Here is a 16,615-nt window from a genome sequence, read left to right as displayed (position 1 = left end):
GACGGCGATTTCATTTCGCGTTGCGATTCGTATAAGGAACATTTACTGAAAAAAGGGGATAGCTCTCGTAGGTCGAGCTTGCAATTAGAGGCCGACTGCCAGTGCGATGACAAACAGTTTTTTATTCTTTACTTTCCAGCTCCGGCGCATTGCTCGAAGTTGCCGACATGTGGCGCCCGTGAGGTCGCGGCGCACTCCATCGGGCGCGCAGTACGGTGCGACGCCGCTCGCGCCGCCCGTCCATCCGCGCTTCGACGTGAACGCCGTGCGGCGCGATTTCCCGATCCTGCACGAGCGGGTCAACGGCAGGCAGCCGATCTGGTTCGACAATGCCGCGACCACACACAAGCCGCAGGCGGTGACCGACCGGCTGACCTGCTTCTACGCGTACGAGAATCCCAATATCCACCGGGCCGCGCATACGTTGGCGAGCCGGGCGACCGATGCCTACGAAGAGGCGCGCAGTCACCGGCGCTCCTTTGGATATCAGAACAAATTCGTTCCATCGCGCCAGGCGGGCGAATGACAATGCGATGAAGCCATCGGCTATGTGCCTGAAGACTCCTGCATGCGCGGGAGAAGAGTCGGCAAGTCGGCGGGCTGGGTCACGACACCTAGCCTGACATCGAACGGAACGAGGAGCGCTGAAAATGCCTTGGCCTGTCGGACGTGAAAGGGATGCCGGCAGCGTCTGGAGCGTGCCAGGCGGCGACGCCGTGCGAGCGCGCCGCCGAACCCTTGTCGCCGTCCTGATCGTCGCGCTTGCTCTTGCGTGCCTGGAAAGAGAGTTGTCCGGCAAGCATGACGGTTCGCTTCGTTCAGCGCTCGCGCCGTATATCGACAAATTCCCGGGCGCGCGAGCGAAATAAGGCGAACTGAGTGAAGGGGCCGGTTTCGTTCCGGTCATTCGGCAACACGGACTGTCGTCGCGAGCCGCGCATTGCATAATGCATCCTTCCTCTGGCTTCGCTATTGTGGGCGAGGCTGGTAAGGACGACGAGATACCGAGGCTAACAAACTATGAGCAAGTACGACATCGCAACGGTCCAGTCGGTTCATCACTGGACCGACACCCTGTTCAGCTTTACGTGCTCACGCGATCCGGGTCTGCGTTTCAATAACGGCGAATTCACGATGGTCGGCCTCGAAGTCGATGGCAAGCCGCTCGCGCGCGCCTACAGCATCGTGAGCCCGAACTACGAGGAGCATCTCGAGTTCTTCAGCATCAAGGTGCAGCATGGTCCGCTCACGTCCCGTCTGCAGCATCTGAACGTCGGTGACAGCGTCCTGATTGGCAAGAAGCCCACGGGAACGTTGGTCGCGGATAACCTGCTGCCCGGCAAAACTCTCTGGATGCTCTCGACAGGCACGGGTCTCGCGCCGTTCATGTCGATCATCCGCGATCCGGCCATCTACGACCGTTTCGAGCGAGTGATTCTTACGCACACCTGTCGCCTGAAAGGCGAACTGGCCTATATGGATTACATCAAACACGATCTGCCGGGCCATGAGTACCTCGGCGACGTGATCAAGGAAAAGCTCGTCTACTATCCCACGCTGACGCGCGAAGAGTTCGAGAACGAAGGGCGCATCACCGACCTGATTGCGTCGGGCAAGCTGTTTTCCGACCTGGATGTCGCGCCGTTTTCGCCTAAAAGCGACCGGGTGATGCTGTGTGGCAGCACGGCCATGCTTGCCGATACGACCGAATTGCTGAAACGGGCGGGGCTCGTGGAGGGCAAGAGCAATGCGCCGGGACACTATGTCATCGAACGTGCGTTCGTGGACTAGGCACCTGGCTCGTCGGGTCGTCCATTGCATTCATATTGCTTGAATTGCCGTCAGCAGGGCGGGGTCGAGTCGGTCATCCTCGGTTTCATGGCGGGCGCGGCGGTGCTGCTGGCGATCGGGCAGATTGGCAATGCGTTGGGCGTGCGCGAGAAGGGTTCAGGCCACCGGCATGTGCTGTATAGGCTCTGGCTGACGCTGACAGGCGACCCCATCAATCTGAAGGCCGCCGCCGTCAGTGTCGCTTCGGTCGTGCTGGCGTTGCTGCTGCGTCGCGCGGTGCGGCGTTACCGGTTGCCGCAAATCGATATGTTCGTGGTGCCGATAATCGTTTCGGGGGCTGCGTACGCGCTCGGCTGGACGAGGTTGGAGCAAGGCGGGCATACCGCGGTGGCCGTCATCGGCACATTGAAGTCGGGGCTGCCGTCGCCGCATATTCCGGAGATTCACTGGAACTGGATCGGCCAGCTATCGTCGAGCGCGGTTGCGATTGCGTCTCTCGGTTTGATGGAGGCTCTCTCAATCGCGAAGTCCGTTGCTCATCACACGCGACGTGTTTTCACCGTTGCGCTTTGGCGAAGCGCGCGGCCGTCCCTTCGCAACAGAGGCCGACGCGCTCATGGGCGGATACAACGCCGCGTGCAAGCTCGTCGATGATCTGTTTTGCCATGACCGGCACTGATTTGACTGGTCAAGACCTGACAGTTACCGGTTCGATTCCTTCGCAGGCAGGCGCACACAGGAGAGCCAGCATAGGGGCGTCTCCTGTTTGGCCGCGAGCGCGGCTCACTTCGATTTCGGCGGCCGACCGGTCTTGACCGGTTCGACCGCCTTGACGGCCGCAAGAAGACGTTTCGTTGGCTCAGATGCCAGCAGAAGCAGCCCTGCACGGACGAGTTCGCTCTTCTTCACGTCCAGGCCAGCATCGAGGCACCGCTGCTTGAGTACCGCGAGCTGTTCGTAGTCCCTCCTGGGCATCGTGAAGGTGTCGCGCACGACTTTTTCCTGGTTGACATGCTCCCTGCGGTGCCGGACAGCGCGCGCAGAAGGCGCTTCAACAGACATCGCCTTCCGGGTCTGTGGCTTGTCCGCAACACGTCGGTCTTGCACAGTCTGGACTGACTTCCCGCCGGCCACCGCTTCGTTGGCACCGTCGTCCGGGGATACATGCGCCCGCTTGCCGCTTCTGTTCCTGGTAGCCTTTGGCTTCATGGTTTTTTCAGGTTTGACAAACCGTACAAACAGTTTATCGTCGTTCTGGAAAGAGGGAGTTTTCTATGTCAGACAAGCACATTTCCAGGCAGTTCGATGCTGACCTGGAGCACCTGTCGTCGAGATTTTTCGAAATGGGTGGACTGGTTGAGTCCCAACTGGCCGATGCGATGGAGGCGCTCAGCCGCTTCGACATGGGTCTGGTCGAGAAGGTGGTTGATGCGGAGCATCGACTCAATGCGATGGAAGTCGAGATCGATGCCGACTGCAGCAACATCATTGCGCGGCGCCAGCCCATCGCGTCCGATCTGCGTCGACTGTTGGCCTTCTCAAAGGGGATCAGCAATCTCGAGCGCGCAGGGGACGAAGCGCGCAAGATCGCAAAGCGGACGCGCAAAATCGCGAATGACGCTGCGGGCAGGAGCATGAATATCGCGGAAATCCGGTCATCCGGTCAGATGGCGGGAACGATCTTCCACAACGCGCTTGCTGCATTCGCGCGGCTCGATACGGTTGAGGCAGCCCGGATTATGAGTGAGGATGAGGCGATCGATGAGCAGTACCGCGCATTCGTGCGCAAACTGCCAACATTCATGGCGGAGAATCCCCGCATGATCTCTTCCGCGCTCGACTACGTGTCCATTGCGTCGGCTATCGAACGGATCGGTGACCACGCAAAGAATCTGGCAGAACTTGTCATCTATGTTGTCAAGGGCAAGGATGTCCGTCACATTTCGCGCGACCGACTTGAGCGCGAGGCCCTGGATGATTGAGAAGCGCCCGACAGTGGTACCTGTTCCAGTTCGGCGGCCTGAACAAACGACACCACGTGTTTTTTCTGATCTTGCCTGAAGATACCCGGCCGGAACCGAGCAATGAAATCTTGCGGTGCCGCTGCTTTCGCCCCGGAAAAATGTCCACGTTCATGACCAGCATGCCGACACGCGAAATCGTCAATCTTCTGTTCAGTCACGAAGCAACCAACTCACTGCGCGATTCTGCGTCGTTGTCAGCTATGCGGCGCGACCAGACCCTCGTGGGCGACGCGGCAGTGCAGACCGTATAGCGGTCAATCCCGAGGACTCGTATCGGGAGAACTGCATCGCGCGATGCCCTGAGTACCGCTGATCACGCCAGCTTGTGCATAGATTCGGCATAGGATCAACCGACGTCTGTCTGGCGTCAACTAGAACTACCGATGTCCAGCACGGTTATCGGGCCGGTGGTGGCGGCCGCCCGAGCATGGCCCGCGCGCTCTCAGGCGTTTCTGATGCGCTGCGCAATCGGAGCGCGACATCGACCGAGCTCGTGACGATGGTGCGCATAGACACGCTTGACGGTCTTTCTGCCACAGATGAAATGCTCGATTGTGGGATCAGGCAATCAGGGTTTCGTCGGCGCGACGGTGCGCGGCTCAGATCCGCCAAAACGTGAAGTTGCACTTTTTTGGCAGCTTGCAAATTTCTGGATTTAAATCTAGCCTGCTTCAGCAATCGGCGGATCCCCTCAACGCACTACCTTCCTTTCGGAAACAGCGATGACGATGAAGCGTATCTGGGCGGGCCGTGTCCTTTCGATCTCCGCAACGGCTGGACTCGCTGCGGGGGGCATTAACCCTGCATCGGCGGCGCCACCGGACGCGCTCGTGGCCGCCGCCAAACAGGAAGGGCAGTTGACCACGATCGCCCTGCCGCATGACTGGTGCGGGTACGGCTCGCTGATCGCCGCATTCCAGAAGAAGTACGGCATCCACGTCAACGAACTGAACCCTGATGCAGGCTCGGGGGATGAGATCGAAGCGATCAAGGCGAACAAAGGCAACAAGGGACCGCAATCGCCCGACGTGATCGATGTCGGCCTGTCGTTCGGACCGTCTGCGAAAAAAGAAGGCCTGTTGCAGCCTTACAAGGTATCGACGTGGGACTCGATCCCCGCAGCTTCCAAGGATGCGGAAGGTTACTGGTACGGCGACTACTACGGCGTGCTTGCGTTCGAAGTCAACGCGGACATGATCGACAAGGCGCCGGCCGATTGGGGCGATCTGCTCAAATCGGACTACCGCAATGCAGTCTCGCTCGCCGGTGACCCGCGCTCGGCGAATCAGGCCATTCAGGCTGTTTATGCCGCGGGCCTTTCGCAAGGCAAAGGCGAAGCAGCAAAGGCTGACCAAACGGGTCTCAAGTTCTTCGCCGATCTGAACAAGAGCGGCAACTTCGTGCCCGTGATCGGCAAGGCCGCGTCACTGGCGCAGGGCACGACGCCGATCATCGTGCGTTGGGATTACAACGCGCTTGCCGATCGGGACACGCTCAAAGGCAATCCGAAGGTACAAGTCATTGTGCCGAAGACAGGGGTGGTGGCGGGCGTCTATGTGCAGGCGATCAGTGCCTATGCGCCTCATCCGAATGCCGCGAAGCTGTGGATGGAATTCCTCTACTCTGACGAGGGGCAGCTCGGTTGGCTTGCGGGTTATTGTCATCCGATGCGCTACAACGAACTCGTCGCGCAGAAGAAGGTGCCGCCGGCGCTGCTCGCGAAGCTGCCGCCTGCATCGGCCTACAGCAGCGCGGTCTTTCCGACGCTCGATCAGCAGAACGCCACGAAGGACATCGTGACCAAAGGCTGGGATCAGGTTGTTGGCGCGAACGTGAAGTAGGCACGCGCGAGACCGCCGGGATGAGCGCATCTCCGCAGCCAGGCGCCTCGGCCCCGGACTTGCTGACGCCCGCCGGGCCCGCGCCGAAATCCGGTCCCGTGCGCGGCAGCAGCGGTGCAAGTTGGCTGACCTATGCGGGCGTCGTGCCGTTTTTCGCGTTCGCGCTGCTATTTCTTTTATTGCCCACCTCTTTTCTGATGATCGGCGCGTTTCAGGATGCGCAGGGGAACTTCACACTTGCGAATCTTCGCGAGCTGTTTCAACCGGCTGTACTCGATGCCTACTGGATCAGCGTGAAGGTGAGCGTCGCATCCGCGTCCGGCGGGGCCATCTTCGGCGCGCTGCTCGCGTGGGCCGCGGTGCACGGTCGGTTGCCCGCGTGGATCCGGCCGACGCTCATGACCTTTTCTGGCGTCGCATCCAACTTCGCGGGGGTGCCGCTCGCCTTCGCGTTCATCAGTACTTTGGGGCGCGTGGGCCTCGTGACGGTGCTCGCACGGAAATATCTCGGTTTCAATCTCTATTCCACCGGGTTCAGCATCCTGAGCTTCCTCGGGCTGACCATTACATACCTGTACTTCCAGATTCCGTTGATGGTGCTCATCATCACGCCGGCGCTCGATGGCCTGAAACGCGAGTGGCGCGAAGCGTGCGACTGCCTCGGTGGCACGGCGGCGCAATACTGGCTCTACGTCGGGTTGCCGGTCCTTTGGCCGAGCTTTCTGGGTGCGGCCCTGCTGCTGTTCGCCAACGCGTTCGGCGCGGTCGCCACGGCTTACGCGTTGACTGGCAGTTCCCTCAACATCGTTCCGATCCTGCTGTTCGCGCAGATTCGCGGCGACGTGCTGCATAACCAGAATCTCGGTTATGCCCTCGCGCTCGGCATGATCGTGGTCACGGGACTGTCGAACGGCGGTTACATCTGGTTGCGCGCGCGAGCCGAAAGGGGACGCTGATGAAATCGCAATCGCGCGCGGGCGCCTGGATCGCCGTGATCATCGGCACACTGTATTTTTTGACTCCGCTCGCCGCGACCTTCGAGTTCAGTCTGCGGATGCGTCGCGACGCGTGCAGCTTCGATGCGTACCGCGTTGTCTTGGGAGATCCCCATTTTCAGGCTTCGTTCGGCTATTCAGTGTTGATGGGATTGCTCACCATCGTGATCGGCGTGCTGCTCGTCGTGCCTACGGCGTATTGGGTGCAACTGCGTTTACCGAAGCTTCGGCCGGTCGTGGAGTTCATCACCCTGCTGCCGCTCGTGATCCCGGCCATCGTGATCGTCTTCGGCTACTTGCGCATCTACAACAGCAGTTCGATTCTGCCGTTCACCAGTCACGAACGCGCGACCGATCTGCTACTCGTATTCGGTTACGTCACGCTATCGCTGCCTTTTATGTACCGGGCCGTCGATGCGGGGATGCGCGCCGTTGATGTACGCTCGCTGACCGAGGCCGCCGAGTGTCTCGGCGCTGGCTGGACGACGATCCTTTTCCGCGTGATTTTCCCGAACGTGCGCTCGGGGATTCTGTCCGGCGCGTTTCTGACGTTCGCCGTGGTAATCGGCGAATTCACGATCGCGAGCCTGCTGGATCGCCCGGCGTTCGGACCGTATTTGCAACTGATCGGCGCGAACCGCGCTTACGAGCCCTCGGCGCTGGCGATCATCGCTTTCATTGTCACGTGGGCATCGATGGGATTGATCCAGGTGTTCGGCTCGGCGCGCGCGCTGGCCGGCCATAAAACTTGAGCCGGTGAGGCCGCGACCCATGGCATTTCTCGAGATTGACAATCTTCACAAGGCCTTTGGAGCAAACGTTGCGGTGCATCAGTTCGACATGAACATCGGACAAGGCGAATTCATCACCTTTCTCGGCCCGTCGGGCTGCGGTAAGACGACCGTGCTGCGCATGATCGCCGGATTCGAAACGCCCACGCGAGGCGCGATCCGCCTGAATGGTCGTGACGTTACGCGTGTGCGCACGCGCGATCGCGCCGTCGGCATGGTGTTCCAGTCTTACGCGTTGTTTCCGAACATGACGGTGGCGCAGAACATCGGCTTCGCGTTGAAGGTCGCAAAGCGGTCGGAGAAAGAGGTGAGCGGGCGCGTTGCAGAGATGCTGGAACTGATCAAGCTGCCGCATCTCGCCGGGCGCTATCCGTGGCAATTGTCCGGTGGGCAGCAACAGCGTGTGGCCTTGGCCCGTGCGCTCGCGAGTAAGCCTCAAGTGCTGCTGCTCGACGAACCGCTTTCCGCGCTCGACGCAAAAATTCGGGTCTCGCTGCGCGAAGATATACGGACACTACAGCGTGAACTCGGCATTACGTCGATCTTCGTCACGCACGATCAGGAAGAAGCGTTGTCGATGTCGGACCGCATCGTCGTAATGAACGACGGGCGTGTCGAGCAAGTTGGGGCGCCGCTCGATATATACAACTTTCCGCGTACACGCTTTGTCGCGACGTTCGTGGGAACGCTCAATATTCTGGCCGGGCGTGTGATCGATCCTGCAACGGGACGCATTGCCGTTGACGGTCAGGAACTGGTGACATCGCGGCCGCTCCCACCGGACGATGCCGGTAAGGAGCGTGTGCTGGCGTTGCGTCCCGAGGCAATTCTGCTCGAGCCGCCATCGAACGACCGCAACTCGCTGTCGGCGACGGTTGAAGAGATCAGCTTCCTCGGTTCCGTGGTGCGTATTCGCGCGCGGGTCAGCAGCGCAATCGTTACTCTCGATGTGTTCAACGATCCGAACCGGATCCTGCCGGAGCGCGGGCAGCCAGTTGCTCTTGGCTTTTCGCACGACAATCTGCTTGTGCTGGATGAGAACGTGCACTAATAGGCCTTGCCGGCTTGCCGGGATAGACTTGCTGGTTGCGATGGTTCGACTAGTTGCAGACCCTCGAATCGCTCGGCTTCCGCGACGTGCCAACGCCTGATCGTCAGGCCACTTCATGGGTGACCGCACCGTCGACTGACAGACCGTAGTCGATGAGGAACTCGTTACCGGGTGCGATAGGGGCGAGGGCGTGAATGAACACCCGGTCGCTCGTCTCGATGGCGCTGCCGTTCAATGGCTTCCTTTTTAATATGCAACTAACAGTCGACGTCGTTCGCCATCGCACCCGGGCTTCGCCCCAAAAGCTGCTCACAAAAGGCGGCCGGCCCGAGTTGCCGTCGTGGCGGAATGCACGTGATGAGCACTGGCCCATACGCTTCCATTAAAGTGCCTGCACTCGCGAGCCACGAAACCGCCGCTCAACTGACTGCAGACCAGTTGCACGCGCGCTGTCGGAGTCGGAGTCGGAGTCGCAGTCGGAGTCGATTCTGGAATGTGAGCAGAAGGATGCTCCGCAGGCGAAAACCGGTGTTTCAGGGGCGCGAGAAATCTGCCGGCGTCAGCTCAAGTCGTGCCGCGGGATGGGCAAGCAGCTTCCGTTCGGCGATCGCGCGAATGCGTCCGTAGCCATCGCGAAAGGTTTTGAGGATGCGCTCGTCGCCTGCGCGTGGTTCCAGCCAGAAATACGCTTCCAGCGCCGTGATCGTGATGATGCATTCGACCGGGCGGTTCTGGAAGACCAGAGAAAATGCCACGCCGAGACGATTGACGAGCACCTGCGGTTCAAGTTCGACGGTTTCCATAGGCGGTGGAGGGAGCTTCTGATCAGGTCACGATGATTTTTGCACAGGTTATGCATTTCGGGTGCGGGCGGAGTTGGCGGTTTGCAGGTCATAACGCACCGCTTCGGACTGCGTGGAAGCCAGCGATTCTGAATACCGGTTGCGCCCTGTCTACCGGCGTCTGTCACTGCCAAAAGCGTCGCCGATCTGCCGTGCCCGCTTCACCTCGTCGCTGTGCAGATAGATCGACGTCGTCGACACCGAAGCGTGCCGCAGATTGTCCCGTACAGTCGTCAGTTCAGCACCGCGCCCGAGCGCATGGGTCGCATGGGTGTGGCGCATCCAGTGCGGACTCGCACGACGCAGCTTCTCTGCCAGCGGCGGATGATCGGCTTCAATCGCCTGTGCGGCGAGCACGAAGAAGCGCCTGAGCACACCCCAGAGCCGCACGCTGCTGATCGCCGCGACGCTCTCCGCCTCGAGGCTGCCGATGACCGGCGTTTCCGGCCGCCAGCGAACCGGCAGGATCGGCAATTCGCGTTCGGCGAGATAACGTACGAGGGCGTCCCACGCCAGCAGCGGCAGCGCGACGCGCGCGAGCTTCTTTCCCTTACCCGTTACACGCAACCAGTGGTCGTCTCGTGCATCGGTCTCAATGTGTCCGAGCGAGGCGCCGACCAGTTCGCTCGCCCGCAGCCCCGTTGCGTAACCGAAGTCGAGCAGGAAGCGTAGCCGTTGTGCGGCGGGTGCTGACCAGCCAGATGACCACTCGAGTCCATCGGCGATCGTGCGCACGAGCGCCCATTCGCCTTCGGTGAACGCGTGCGAGGTATCCAGCACGTTGGCGCCGCTGGCCTCGCGGACCTTCACGCCGGCAAACGGATTGGCGAGCACGTAGCGCTGCTCGATCAGCCAGCGGAACAGGGCGCCCAGAATCGACAGCGCATGCGCGACCGAGCGCGCCGACAGGCTGCCATTGAACGGGCGCCAGTCCGGCGACGTACGTGGACGCACCGGGCCAACCCAGCGGGCGCGCGGCGACGGGTGGCGCAGGAACGCGCGGTACGCGATCGCATCTTCGGTCGTGAGCGAGGACAGCGCACGGCCGCGCTCGACGATTGCCCACAGGATCAGGCGCTCGGCCTCCTTGCGGTAGGTGCGCTGCGTGGCGTGTGATTCGTGTAACGCGAGCCAGGTCTGCACCGCTTCGTAGTCGTTGTCGGCGTCGAGCGCACAGGTGGCTTTGGGCGCGCGGAAGGTCCCCTGTGAGCCGTCGACTTCATGCGGAACCTGCAGCGATTCCCACGGCACGAGTTCGCCTTGGCGGCTCGCGCTGATGAGCGCGCGTGCCTTTTCGGTGAGGGCAGGCCACGCCGCGAAGAATGCCTCGATGGCGCGGGCGCTGGATGCGCCGAGGCCGGGTACCGCTTTCCACCACTGGCGGCGGCGCGGCACGCGCACGGTCAGATCCGCGAGCGTGCGGATGCCGTGGGCGTGCAGTACGCGCACGGCCCGCGCAGCGAACCACTGCGCGACGTCGTCGGTGATCTGCGGTTCGGGCGCACGCGCGGTGCGCAGCGCCTCGATGGCGTGCGCGACGGCCTTCGCGAGCCGTACGCGATCTTCCGCGGGATGATCGAACAGGGCGGCCAGCTCTTCGCGATGCGCGGCGCGCGCGATCGCCTGCAGCCGGCGCCGGATGCGCCCGAGCACGCCTCGCGCGGATTTGCCGTCGCCCAGCGCGGCAGGCTGGTAGCGCTCAACCGCCTCGCGCACGGGCAGTCCTGCATACCACGCCCGCAGCACGGCGAGTTCATCGGCGTCGGGGAAGCCGGACGGGTCAGCGGAGGCCGGGGCGGGCATCAAGGTGTGGTGGACTGTCATAACGCCAAGTTTAACGTAGAAATAGGGTCGTTATGATAAGAAAGATTATCTTTGTAGCCGGGTCGGCTCACCATTTTTAGAAAAACTTCCCCGCTCACACAACTAAAATTGGTTCTAAATTTCAACTAAAGTTGGTACTACTGCCGTCGGGCCGTTCGAACTCCGACGGCACAATGACGTTCAACCGGCCGCTCGCGTCCCTGTGGGTGGGCTGGAAGGAACAACTTTAGGTGACGGCGTGGCACCGATAGGAATAACTTTAATCCCGTAAAAGTTCGCGGTCGGGATATCATGCGTGCATCTCGTTGACCTGCCTCTGAAAGCCCACGACTGACATCAGCCTCTACGTCGAGGCTGCCGCGCGCAAGCACGCGGCGCAGCAGACCAGCGGGCGATCCTTTCACAGCACCGAATTCAATCCGCGCTCGGGCCGACGCCCGGCCCCGAAGCGACTGCTAGCGCAGAGTGACTGACTGGCACTTAGGACGACAGCGACGGCAGAACCAGCTGCTCGCTGCCTCAGCGAAGCACCTCCAGTCCGTCGGCGTATTTGCCAACCAACATAGGCAGAGGATCTGCGCTTTGAGCCCTGAAAACAGGCGCAAAAGTGCAGCAAGGTCTGACAATGTGAACCGTCGTGGCGCGCACCAGGTTCCTCGCAGCCTCCCGACAACTGGCAGCCGCCGCCGAAATTCTAGCCAAGGCTGGTCGTCGAGACGGGCGGCTTGACGCGTTCCAAGCGCTCGCGTTCTTTCGCCAATTCGACCAGCCTGGCCTCGTTCTGAATGCGGGCGAGACGTCCGACGACGAGCTCTTCGCGCGCACCAGTGACCCGCTCTAACTATGGCTGGACGTAACGAGTTTGCCCCGTCGCATGCGCTTCTCAAACAGGCACGGTCGCTCCTGCCCGTTACATGAAAAGGCATGTGTGAATTGCGCGCTTGCACGGCTAAAGTTGGTACTAAAGAAGCGCGTTCAACTTTTCCCGGAAAGCCCTAATTTATAAGGCATGAAGCCTGATTTGCACTTCGATAGCTTTGGCGTTCCATGCCCGGGCCTACCGTCACGATGTTGGCGGTGCAATCCACGCCGACACGGACATCCGAAGCCAGCAGAGTCCATCGCTATCTCGGTATCCGCAGTGCTTTCAGTGGTGAATGACCGGCTCGCCTTTCCGCCGCCGGGAAAAATGACAGGTAGTTCAGGGCACTGCGGCGCTGTCTTGTTGCCGTGAGCGTAAGCCATGCCACGGTCAGGTGCCGCTGTGGCACCTTCAACTCACCATGGTCGCAACACACGACGCCCGATGCGCGCGTGGCACGCGACTGGACACGGGCCTCACCAGATCGGAAACACGAAGTCCGGCTGCGGCTCAAACTGAATGCCGGATTCTGGACAGATCACGCGGCCCCTGACGGCGACTCGCTGGTTAAGATACGGCAGCAGGAGTGTGGGGGGCATCGCACCGCCTTCGCCAAGGAGGATGTCGGTCACCACCTTGTCAGTGCAGGGGGAGGTCGAGGGGCGATCCAGCGTGATCGTCGTATAGTCGCCCGGCGCATACGTCCCGCTGCCACGTCCGATTGTCCCGGTGATCCAGATATCGCGCTGCAGAGGCAACGTCGGCAGCGGCGGGCTGGCTGGCATCGTGGTCTCTGGCCAGAACCCGGCAATCGCCGCTACCGCGAGTAATCCACACAATCGTCTCTTCATGGCGAAGGCCTCTTACCGTCCAGTGCTGCCCACCTGCGCGTCACCGTTTGGTGTTCACTTCCCTGAACTCCGCGTCGATCACGTCATCGTCCACGTCTTGCCCCGGGCGGCCTGCCTCTTGCGGGCTGGTCGCAGGCCCGGGACTGCTCCCCTGTGACTGCACGTCTGCGTAGACTTTTTCTCCGAGTTGCTGCGAGGCGGTAGCGAGTGCGCGGGTCCTGACGTCGATTTCGTCCCGGTCGGAACCCTTGAGCGCGGCCTCCAGTTCCCTGGTCGCGGCTTCAATCTTCGCCTTCTCGTCCGCACTCAGCTTCTCGTGGTATTCGCCGAGGGCCTTGCGCGTGCGGTGTATCAGGGCGTCGCCCTGATTGCGCGCCTCGGCCAGTTCACGCAGCCGATGGTCCTCCGCGGCGTGCGCTTCGGCGTCTCTCACCATCTTTTCAACTTCGCCTTCGGACAGGCCCGAACTGGCCTTGATGGTGATCCGGTTTTCCTTGCCCGTCGCCTTGTCTCTGGCCGACACGTGCAAGATTCCATTCGCATCGATGTCGAACATCACCTCGATCTGCGGCATGCCACGCGGCGCAGGAGGGATGCCTTCCAGTTTGAACTCACCGAGCAGCTTGTTCCCGCTCGCCATCTCGCGTTCGCCTTGATAGACCTTGATGCCGACTGCCGACTGGTTGTCGTCCGCGGTCGAAAAAACCTCCGAGAACCGGGTCGGTATGGTGGTGTTCCTTTCGATCATCCTGGTCATGACCCCGCCGAGCGTCTCGATGCCAAGCGAGAGCGGCGTGACGTCAAGCAGCAGCACGTCTTTTCGTTCACCGGACAGCACTGCCCCCTGGATCGCCGCGCCCACGGCGACCGCCTCGTCGGGATTGACATCCTTGCGGGGTTCGCGCCCGAAAAACGCCTTGACCGCCTCCTGCACCCTTGGCATCCGTGTCATGCCGCCAACGAGGATGACGTCGTCGATCTTGTCCGTGGACAACCCGGCGTCCTTGATCGCAATTCGGCACGGCTCCATCGTGCGCTCGATCAGATCCTCGACGAGTGCCTCGAGTCTGGCGCGCGTGAGCTTCACGCTCAGATGCTTCGGCCCGGAGGCATCTGCCGTGATGTAGGGCAGGTTGATCTCGGTCTGCTGGCTCGAAGACAGTTCGATCTTCGCCTTTTCGGCCGCTTCTTTCAGGCGTTGCAGTGCGAGCACGTCCTTCGACAGATCAATGCCTTGCTCCTTCCTGAACTCGCCGACGAGATAGTCGATGATGCGCTGGTCGAAATCTTCACCGCCGAGGAACGTGTCCCCGTTCGTCGACAGTACCTCGAACTGTTTTTCACCGCGCACGTCGGCAATCTCGATCAGGGATATGTCAAAGGTGCCACCACCGAGGTCGAATACGGCGATCTTGCGGTCACGGTTTTCCTGCCTGTCCAGACCGAACGCGAGGGCAGCTGCGGTCGGCTCGTTAATGATTCTCCTGACTTCGAGCCCCGCGATACGGCCCGCGTCCTTGGTCGCCTGGCGCTGGCTGTCGTTGAAGTACGCTGGCACGGTAATCACGGCTTCCGTGACTGGCTCGCCGAGGTAGTCTTCGGCCGTCTTCTTCATTTTGCGCAACACCTCTGCGGACACCTGCGGTGGCGCGAGTTTTTCGTCGTGCGCTTCGACCCACGCGTCGCCGTTATCGGCCCTGATGATCCTGTAGGGCATCAGGCCGATGTCCTTCTGGACTTCCTTTTCCTCGAAGCGGCGACCGATCAGGCGCTTCACTGCGAACAGCGTATTCCCGGGATTGGTGATGGCCTGGCGTCTGGCGGGCGCCCCGACGAGTATCTGGTTGTCATCGAGATACGCGACCACCGACGGCGTCGTACGGGCGCCTTCCGAGTTTTCAATCACTTTGACCTGCTTGCCTTCCATCAGCGCCACGCATGAGTTGGTGGTGCCAAGGTCGATACCGATGATCTTGCCCATGATGTCCTCGCCGATGCTCAGTCTTTGCACTGCATCGCCCGCTCAGGCGGACGCCCTCTGCCGCCGTGCGGACCGCCGTATCAATAGTCGACTACCGGAGGCACAACCGCCTTTGCCTCGTCTTTCGGCAGTTCAGCAACCACGGCATCGGTGGTGAGGATAAGACCGGCCACCGACGCGGCATTTTGCAGCGCCGTGCGCACCACCTTGGTCGGGTCGACCACCCCCATCTCCACCAGATCGCCGTAGGTGTCTGAAGCCGCGTTCCAGCCGAAATTGCCCGTCTCCCCGACCACACTGTTCAGCACAACCGAGGACTCCTCGCCCGCGTTGGTGGCGATCTGGCGCAGCGGCTCTTCAAGTGCGCGCAGCACGATGCGGATGCCCGCGTCCTGGTCGGCATTGGCGCCCCGTACGTCGCCGAGGCTGGCCCGGGCACGCAGCAATGCGACGCCGCCGCCCGGCACGATGCCTTCTTCGACCGCCGCGCGCGTTGCGTGCAGCGCATCCTCGACTCGTGCCTTGCGCTCCTTCATCTCCATCTCGGTAGCGGCTCCTACCTTGATGACGGCAACGCCACCGGACAGCTTCGCAATGCGCTCCTGCAGCTTCTCCCTGTCATAGTCGCTCGTCGTCTCGTCGATCTGGCGACGGAGCGCCTGGACGCGCCCATCGATCGTCTTCCGGTTACCGGCGCCATCGATGATCGTTGTTGCCTCCTTTTCGATCTCCACCCGCTTCGCCCGTCCGAGGTCCTCCAGCTTGACGTTTTCGAGCTTGCCGCCCGTTTCTTCCGCGATGACGATCCCGCCCGTCAGCGTCGCGATGTCCTCCAGCATCGCCTTGCGCCGGTCGCCGAAACCAGGCGCCTTCACGGCCACGGTTTTCAGGATGCCGCGCACGGAATTCACCACCAGCGTGGTCAGGGCTTCGCCCTCGACGTCCTCGGCAATGATGAGAAGCGGCTTGCCTGCCTTGGCCACCGCTTCCAGCAGGGGCAGCAGGTCGCGGATCGACGAGATCTTCCTGTCGTGCACGAGGATGTACGGTTCTTCAAGCACAGCGGACTGCTTGTCGGGATCGGTGATGAAATAGGCAGACAGCCACCCGCGGTCAAACTGCATGCCCTCTACGACCTCGAGTTCGCTTTGAAGCGATTTGCCTTCTTCGATGGTGATGGCGCCGTCCTTGCCGACCTTGTCCATCGCTTGCGCGATGAGCCTGCCGATCTCCTCATCCGCATTGGCCGAGATGGTGCCCACCTGGGTGATCTCGCGGCCGGTCGTGACAGCCCGGGAAAGCTTGCTGAGCTCCTCGACAATCGCCGCGGTGGCCTGGTCGATGCCACGCTTGAGGTCAATCGGGTTCAGGCCCGAGGCAACGTACTTCATGCCTTCCCGTACGATGGCCTGGGCGAGCACGGTGGCGGTGGTTGTACCATCACCGGCGACATCCGAGGTTTTGGCGGCGACCTGCCTGACCATCTGCGCCCCCATGTTCTCGAACCTGTCGCTCAGCTCGATCTCCTTCGCGACCGACACGCCGTCCTTGGTGACGGTCGGTGCGCCGTACGCGCGCTCGAGGACGACATTTCGCCCCCTGGGGCCGAGCGTGACCTTGACCGCATCGGCAAGGATGTTGACGCCCGTGAGAATATGCTGGCGGGCGAGTTCGTGAAACCTGACATCTTTGGCAGACATTTCGCGCTACCTCCTGACCTGTCAAACGAAGCACGGTTGCACCGGGCACGGGCCTATGGGGC

General features: G+C 61.5%; 16 protein-coding genes and 1 pseudogene. 10 read left to right on the top strand and 7 right to left on the bottom strand.

Annotation, left to right across the window (positions count from 1 at the left end):
• Positions 1–232: 232 nt before the first annotated feature.
• The 3 genes and pseudogenes from G5S42_RS33050 to G5S42_RS33040 all read left to right on the top strand — a co-directional run.
• Positions 233–481: pseudogene (locus G5S42_RS33050) on the top strand (aminotransferase class V-fold PLP-dependent enzyme); the annotation flags it as partial.
• Positions 482–1,020: 539 nt separating this feature from the next.
• Positions 1,021–1,791 (top strand): ferredoxin--NADP reductase, encoded by a 771-nt coding sequence (locus G5S42_RS33045; RefSeq protein ID WP_176110992.1) that lies wholly within the window; start codon positions 1,021–1,023, stop codon positions 1,789–1,791.
• Between the two features lie 39 nt (positions 1,792–1,830).
• Positions 1,831–2,445, top strand: a complete 615-nt coding sequence (locus G5S42_RS33040; protein ID WP_246392241.1) for a SulP family inorganic anion transporter — start codon at positions 1,831–1,833, stop codon at positions 2,443–2,445.
• A gap of 129 nt (positions 2,446–2,574) precedes the next feature.
• On the opposite strand, the gene G5S42_RS33035 is transcribed toward G5S42_RS33040, so the two are convergent.
• Positions 2,575–3,000 (bottom strand): hypothetical protein, encoded by a 426-nt coding sequence (locus G5S42_RS33035; RefSeq protein WP_176110991.1) that lies wholly within the window; start codon positions 2,998–3,000, stop codon positions 2,575–2,577.
• A gap of 65 nt (positions 3,001–3,065) precedes the next feature.
• Between G5S42_RS33035 and phoU the strand changes: the two genes are divergently transcribed.
• The 6 genes from phoU to G5S42_RS33005 all read left to right on the top strand — a co-directional run bounded on the left by phoU (position 3,066) and on the right by G5S42_RS33005 (position 8,493).
• A complete protein-coding gene (gene phoU / locus G5S42_RS33030) occupies positions 3,066–3,773 on the top strand; it encodes a phosphate signaling complex protein PhoU (protein WP_176110990.1) in 708 nt (235 codons plus the stop codon).
• A 56-nt stretch (positions 3,774–3,829) separates the two neighbouring features.
• On the top strand, positions 3,830–4,066 hold the full coding sequence (locus tag G5S42_RS33025; RefSeq protein WP_176110989.1) for an NUDIX hydrolase: 237 nt from the start codon (positions 3,830–3,832) through the stop codon (positions 4,064–4,066).
• Positions 4,067–4,537: 471 nt separating this feature from the next.
• The gene (locus G5S42_RS33020) at positions 4,538–5,656 is read left to right on the top strand and encodes an ABC transporter substrate-binding protein (RefSeq protein ID WP_176110988.1); all 1,119 of its coding nucleotides are present in this window, start codon (positions 4,538–4,540) and stop codon (positions 5,654–5,656) included.
• A 20-nt stretch (positions 5,657–5,676) separates the two neighbouring features.
• Positions 5,677–6,612, top strand: a complete 936-nt coding sequence (locus G5S42_RS33015) for an ABC transporter permease (protein ID WP_176110987.1) — start codon at positions 5,677–5,679, stop codon at positions 6,610–6,612.
• Positions 6,612–7,403, top strand: a complete 792-nt coding sequence (locus G5S42_RS33010) for an ABC transporter permease (protein WP_176110986.1) — start codon at positions 6,612–6,614, stop codon at positions 7,401–7,403. The genes G5S42_RS33015 and G5S42_RS33010 overlap by 1 nt, the downstream gene beginning before the upstream one ends.
• 19 nt (positions 7,404–7,422) lie before the next feature.
• Complete coding sequence (locus G5S42_RS33005; RefSeq protein WP_176110985.1) at positions 7,423–8,493, top strand: ABC transporter ATP-binding protein; 1,071 nt, start codon at positions 7,423–7,425, stop codon at positions 8,491–8,493.
• 103 nt (positions 8,494–8,596) lie between these two features.
• Here the strand turns inward: G5S42_RS33005 and G5S42_RS33000 are convergent, their stop codons facing one another.
• From G5S42_RS33000 to G5S42_RS32990, 3 genes are all read right to left on the bottom strand, one after another.
• Positions 8,597–8,728 carry a hypothetical protein gene (locus G5S42_RS33000; RefSeq protein WP_376777035.1) on the bottom strand — a complete coding sequence of 44 codons (132 nt, stop codon included), beginning with the start codon at positions 8,726–8,728 and terminating at the stop codon, positions 8,597–8,599.
• Positions 8,729–9,026: 298 nt separating this feature from the next.
• Positions 9,027–9,296 (bottom strand): DUF1488 family protein, encoded by a 270-nt coding sequence (locus G5S42_RS32995; protein ID WP_176110984.1) that lies wholly within the window; start codon positions 9,294–9,296, stop codon positions 9,027–9,029.
• Between the two features lie 150 nt (positions 9,297–9,446).
• Entirely contained in the window at positions 9,447–11,159 is a 1,713-nt protein-coding gene (locus G5S42_RS32990) for a site-specific integrase (RefSeq protein WP_176110983.1), read from the bottom strand.
• 637 nt (positions 11,160–11,796) lie between these two features.
• Here G5S42_RS32990 and G5S42_RS43870 point away from each other — a divergent pair.
• Positions 11,797–12,000 (top strand): hypothetical protein, encoded by a 204-nt coding sequence (locus tag G5S42_RS43870; RefSeq protein WP_217710234.1) that lies wholly within the window; start codon positions 11,797–11,799, stop codon positions 11,998–12,000.
• A gap of 497 nt (positions 12,001–12,497) precedes the next feature.
• Here the strand turns inward: G5S42_RS43870 and G5S42_RS32985 are convergent, their stop codons facing one another.
• The 3 genes from G5S42_RS32985 to groL form a co-directional block, all read right to left on the bottom strand.
• On the bottom strand, positions 12,498–12,872 hold the full coding sequence (locus tag G5S42_RS32985; protein WP_176110982.1) for a hypothetical protein: 375 nt from the start codon (positions 12,870–12,872) through the stop codon (positions 12,498–12,500).
• A 40-nt stretch (positions 12,873–12,912) separates the two neighbouring features.
• Positions 12,913–14,853 carry a molecular chaperone DnaK gene (gene dnaK / locus G5S42_RS32980; protein WP_176110981.1) on the bottom strand — a complete coding sequence of 647 codons (1,941 nt, stop codon included), beginning with the start codon at positions 14,851–14,853 and terminating at the stop codon, positions 12,913–12,915.
• An 80-nt stretch (positions 14,854–14,933) separates the two neighbouring features.
• Positions 14,934–16,553, bottom strand: coding sequence for a chaperonin GroEL (gene groL / locus G5S42_RS32975; RefSeq protein WP_176110980.1), 1,620 nt, complete (start codon positions 16,551–16,553; stop codon positions 14,934–14,936).
• Between the last annotated feature and the right edge of the window lie 62 nt (positions 16,554–16,615).

It is taken from the genome of Paraburkholderia youngii (assembly GCF_013366925.1).
Lineage (GTDB): Bacteria > Pseudomonadota > Gammaproteobacteria > Burkholderiales > Burkholderiaceae > Paraburkholderia > Paraburkholderia youngii.
This window is presented reverse-complemented; position numbering and strand designations above follow the sequence as displayed.

Bases quoted from the DNA above. Each gene is read 5' to 3' on its own strand.
- G5S42_RS33035 (WP_176110991.1), bottom strand. From the start codon at position 3,000: ATGAAGCCAAAGGCTACCAGGAACAGAAGCGGCAAGCGGGCGCATGTA.
- groL (WP_176110980.1), bottom strand. From the start codon at position 16,553: ATGTCTGCCAAAGATGTCAGGTTTCACGAACTCGCCCGCCAGCATATT.
- G5S42_RS33010 (WP_176110986.1), top strand. From the start codon at position 6,612: ATGAAATCGCAATCGCGCGCGGGCGCCTGGATCGCCGTGATCATCGGC.
- G5S42_RS33045 (WP_176110992.1), top strand. From the start codon at position 1,021: ATGAGCAAGTACGACATCGCAACGGTCCAGTCGGTTCATCACTGGACC.
- G5S42_RS33005 (WP_176110985.1), top strand. From the start codon at position 7,423: ATGGCATTTCTCGAGATTGACAATCTTCACAAGGCCTTTGGAGCAAAC.
- phoU (WP_176110990.1), top strand. From the start codon at position 3,066: ATGTCAGACAAGCACATTTCCAGGCAGTTCGATGCTGACCTGGAGCAC.
- G5S42_RS33020 (WP_176110988.1), top strand. From the start codon at position 4,538: ATGACGATGAAGCGTATCTGGGCGGGCCGTGTCCTTTCGATCTCCGCA.
- G5S42_RS33015 (WP_176110987.1), top strand. From the start codon at position 5,677: ATGAGCGCATCTCCGCAGCCAGGCGCCTCGGCCCCGGACTTGCTGACG.
- G5S42_RS32990 (WP_176110983.1), bottom strand. From the start codon at position 11,159: ATGACAGTCCACCACACCTTGATGCCCGCCCCGGCCTCCGCTGACCCG.
- G5S42_RS32985 (WP_176110982.1), bottom strand. From the start codon at position 12,872: ATGAAGAGACGATTGTGTGGATTACTCGCGGTAGCGGCGATTGCCGGG.
- G5S42_RS32995 (WP_176110984.1), bottom strand. From the start codon at position 9,296: ATGGAAACCGTCGAACTTGAACCGCAGGTGCTCGTCAATCGTCTCGGC.
- dnaK (WP_176110981.1), bottom strand. From the start codon at position 14,853: ATGGGCAAGATCATCGGTATCGACCTTGGCACCACCAACTCATGCGTG.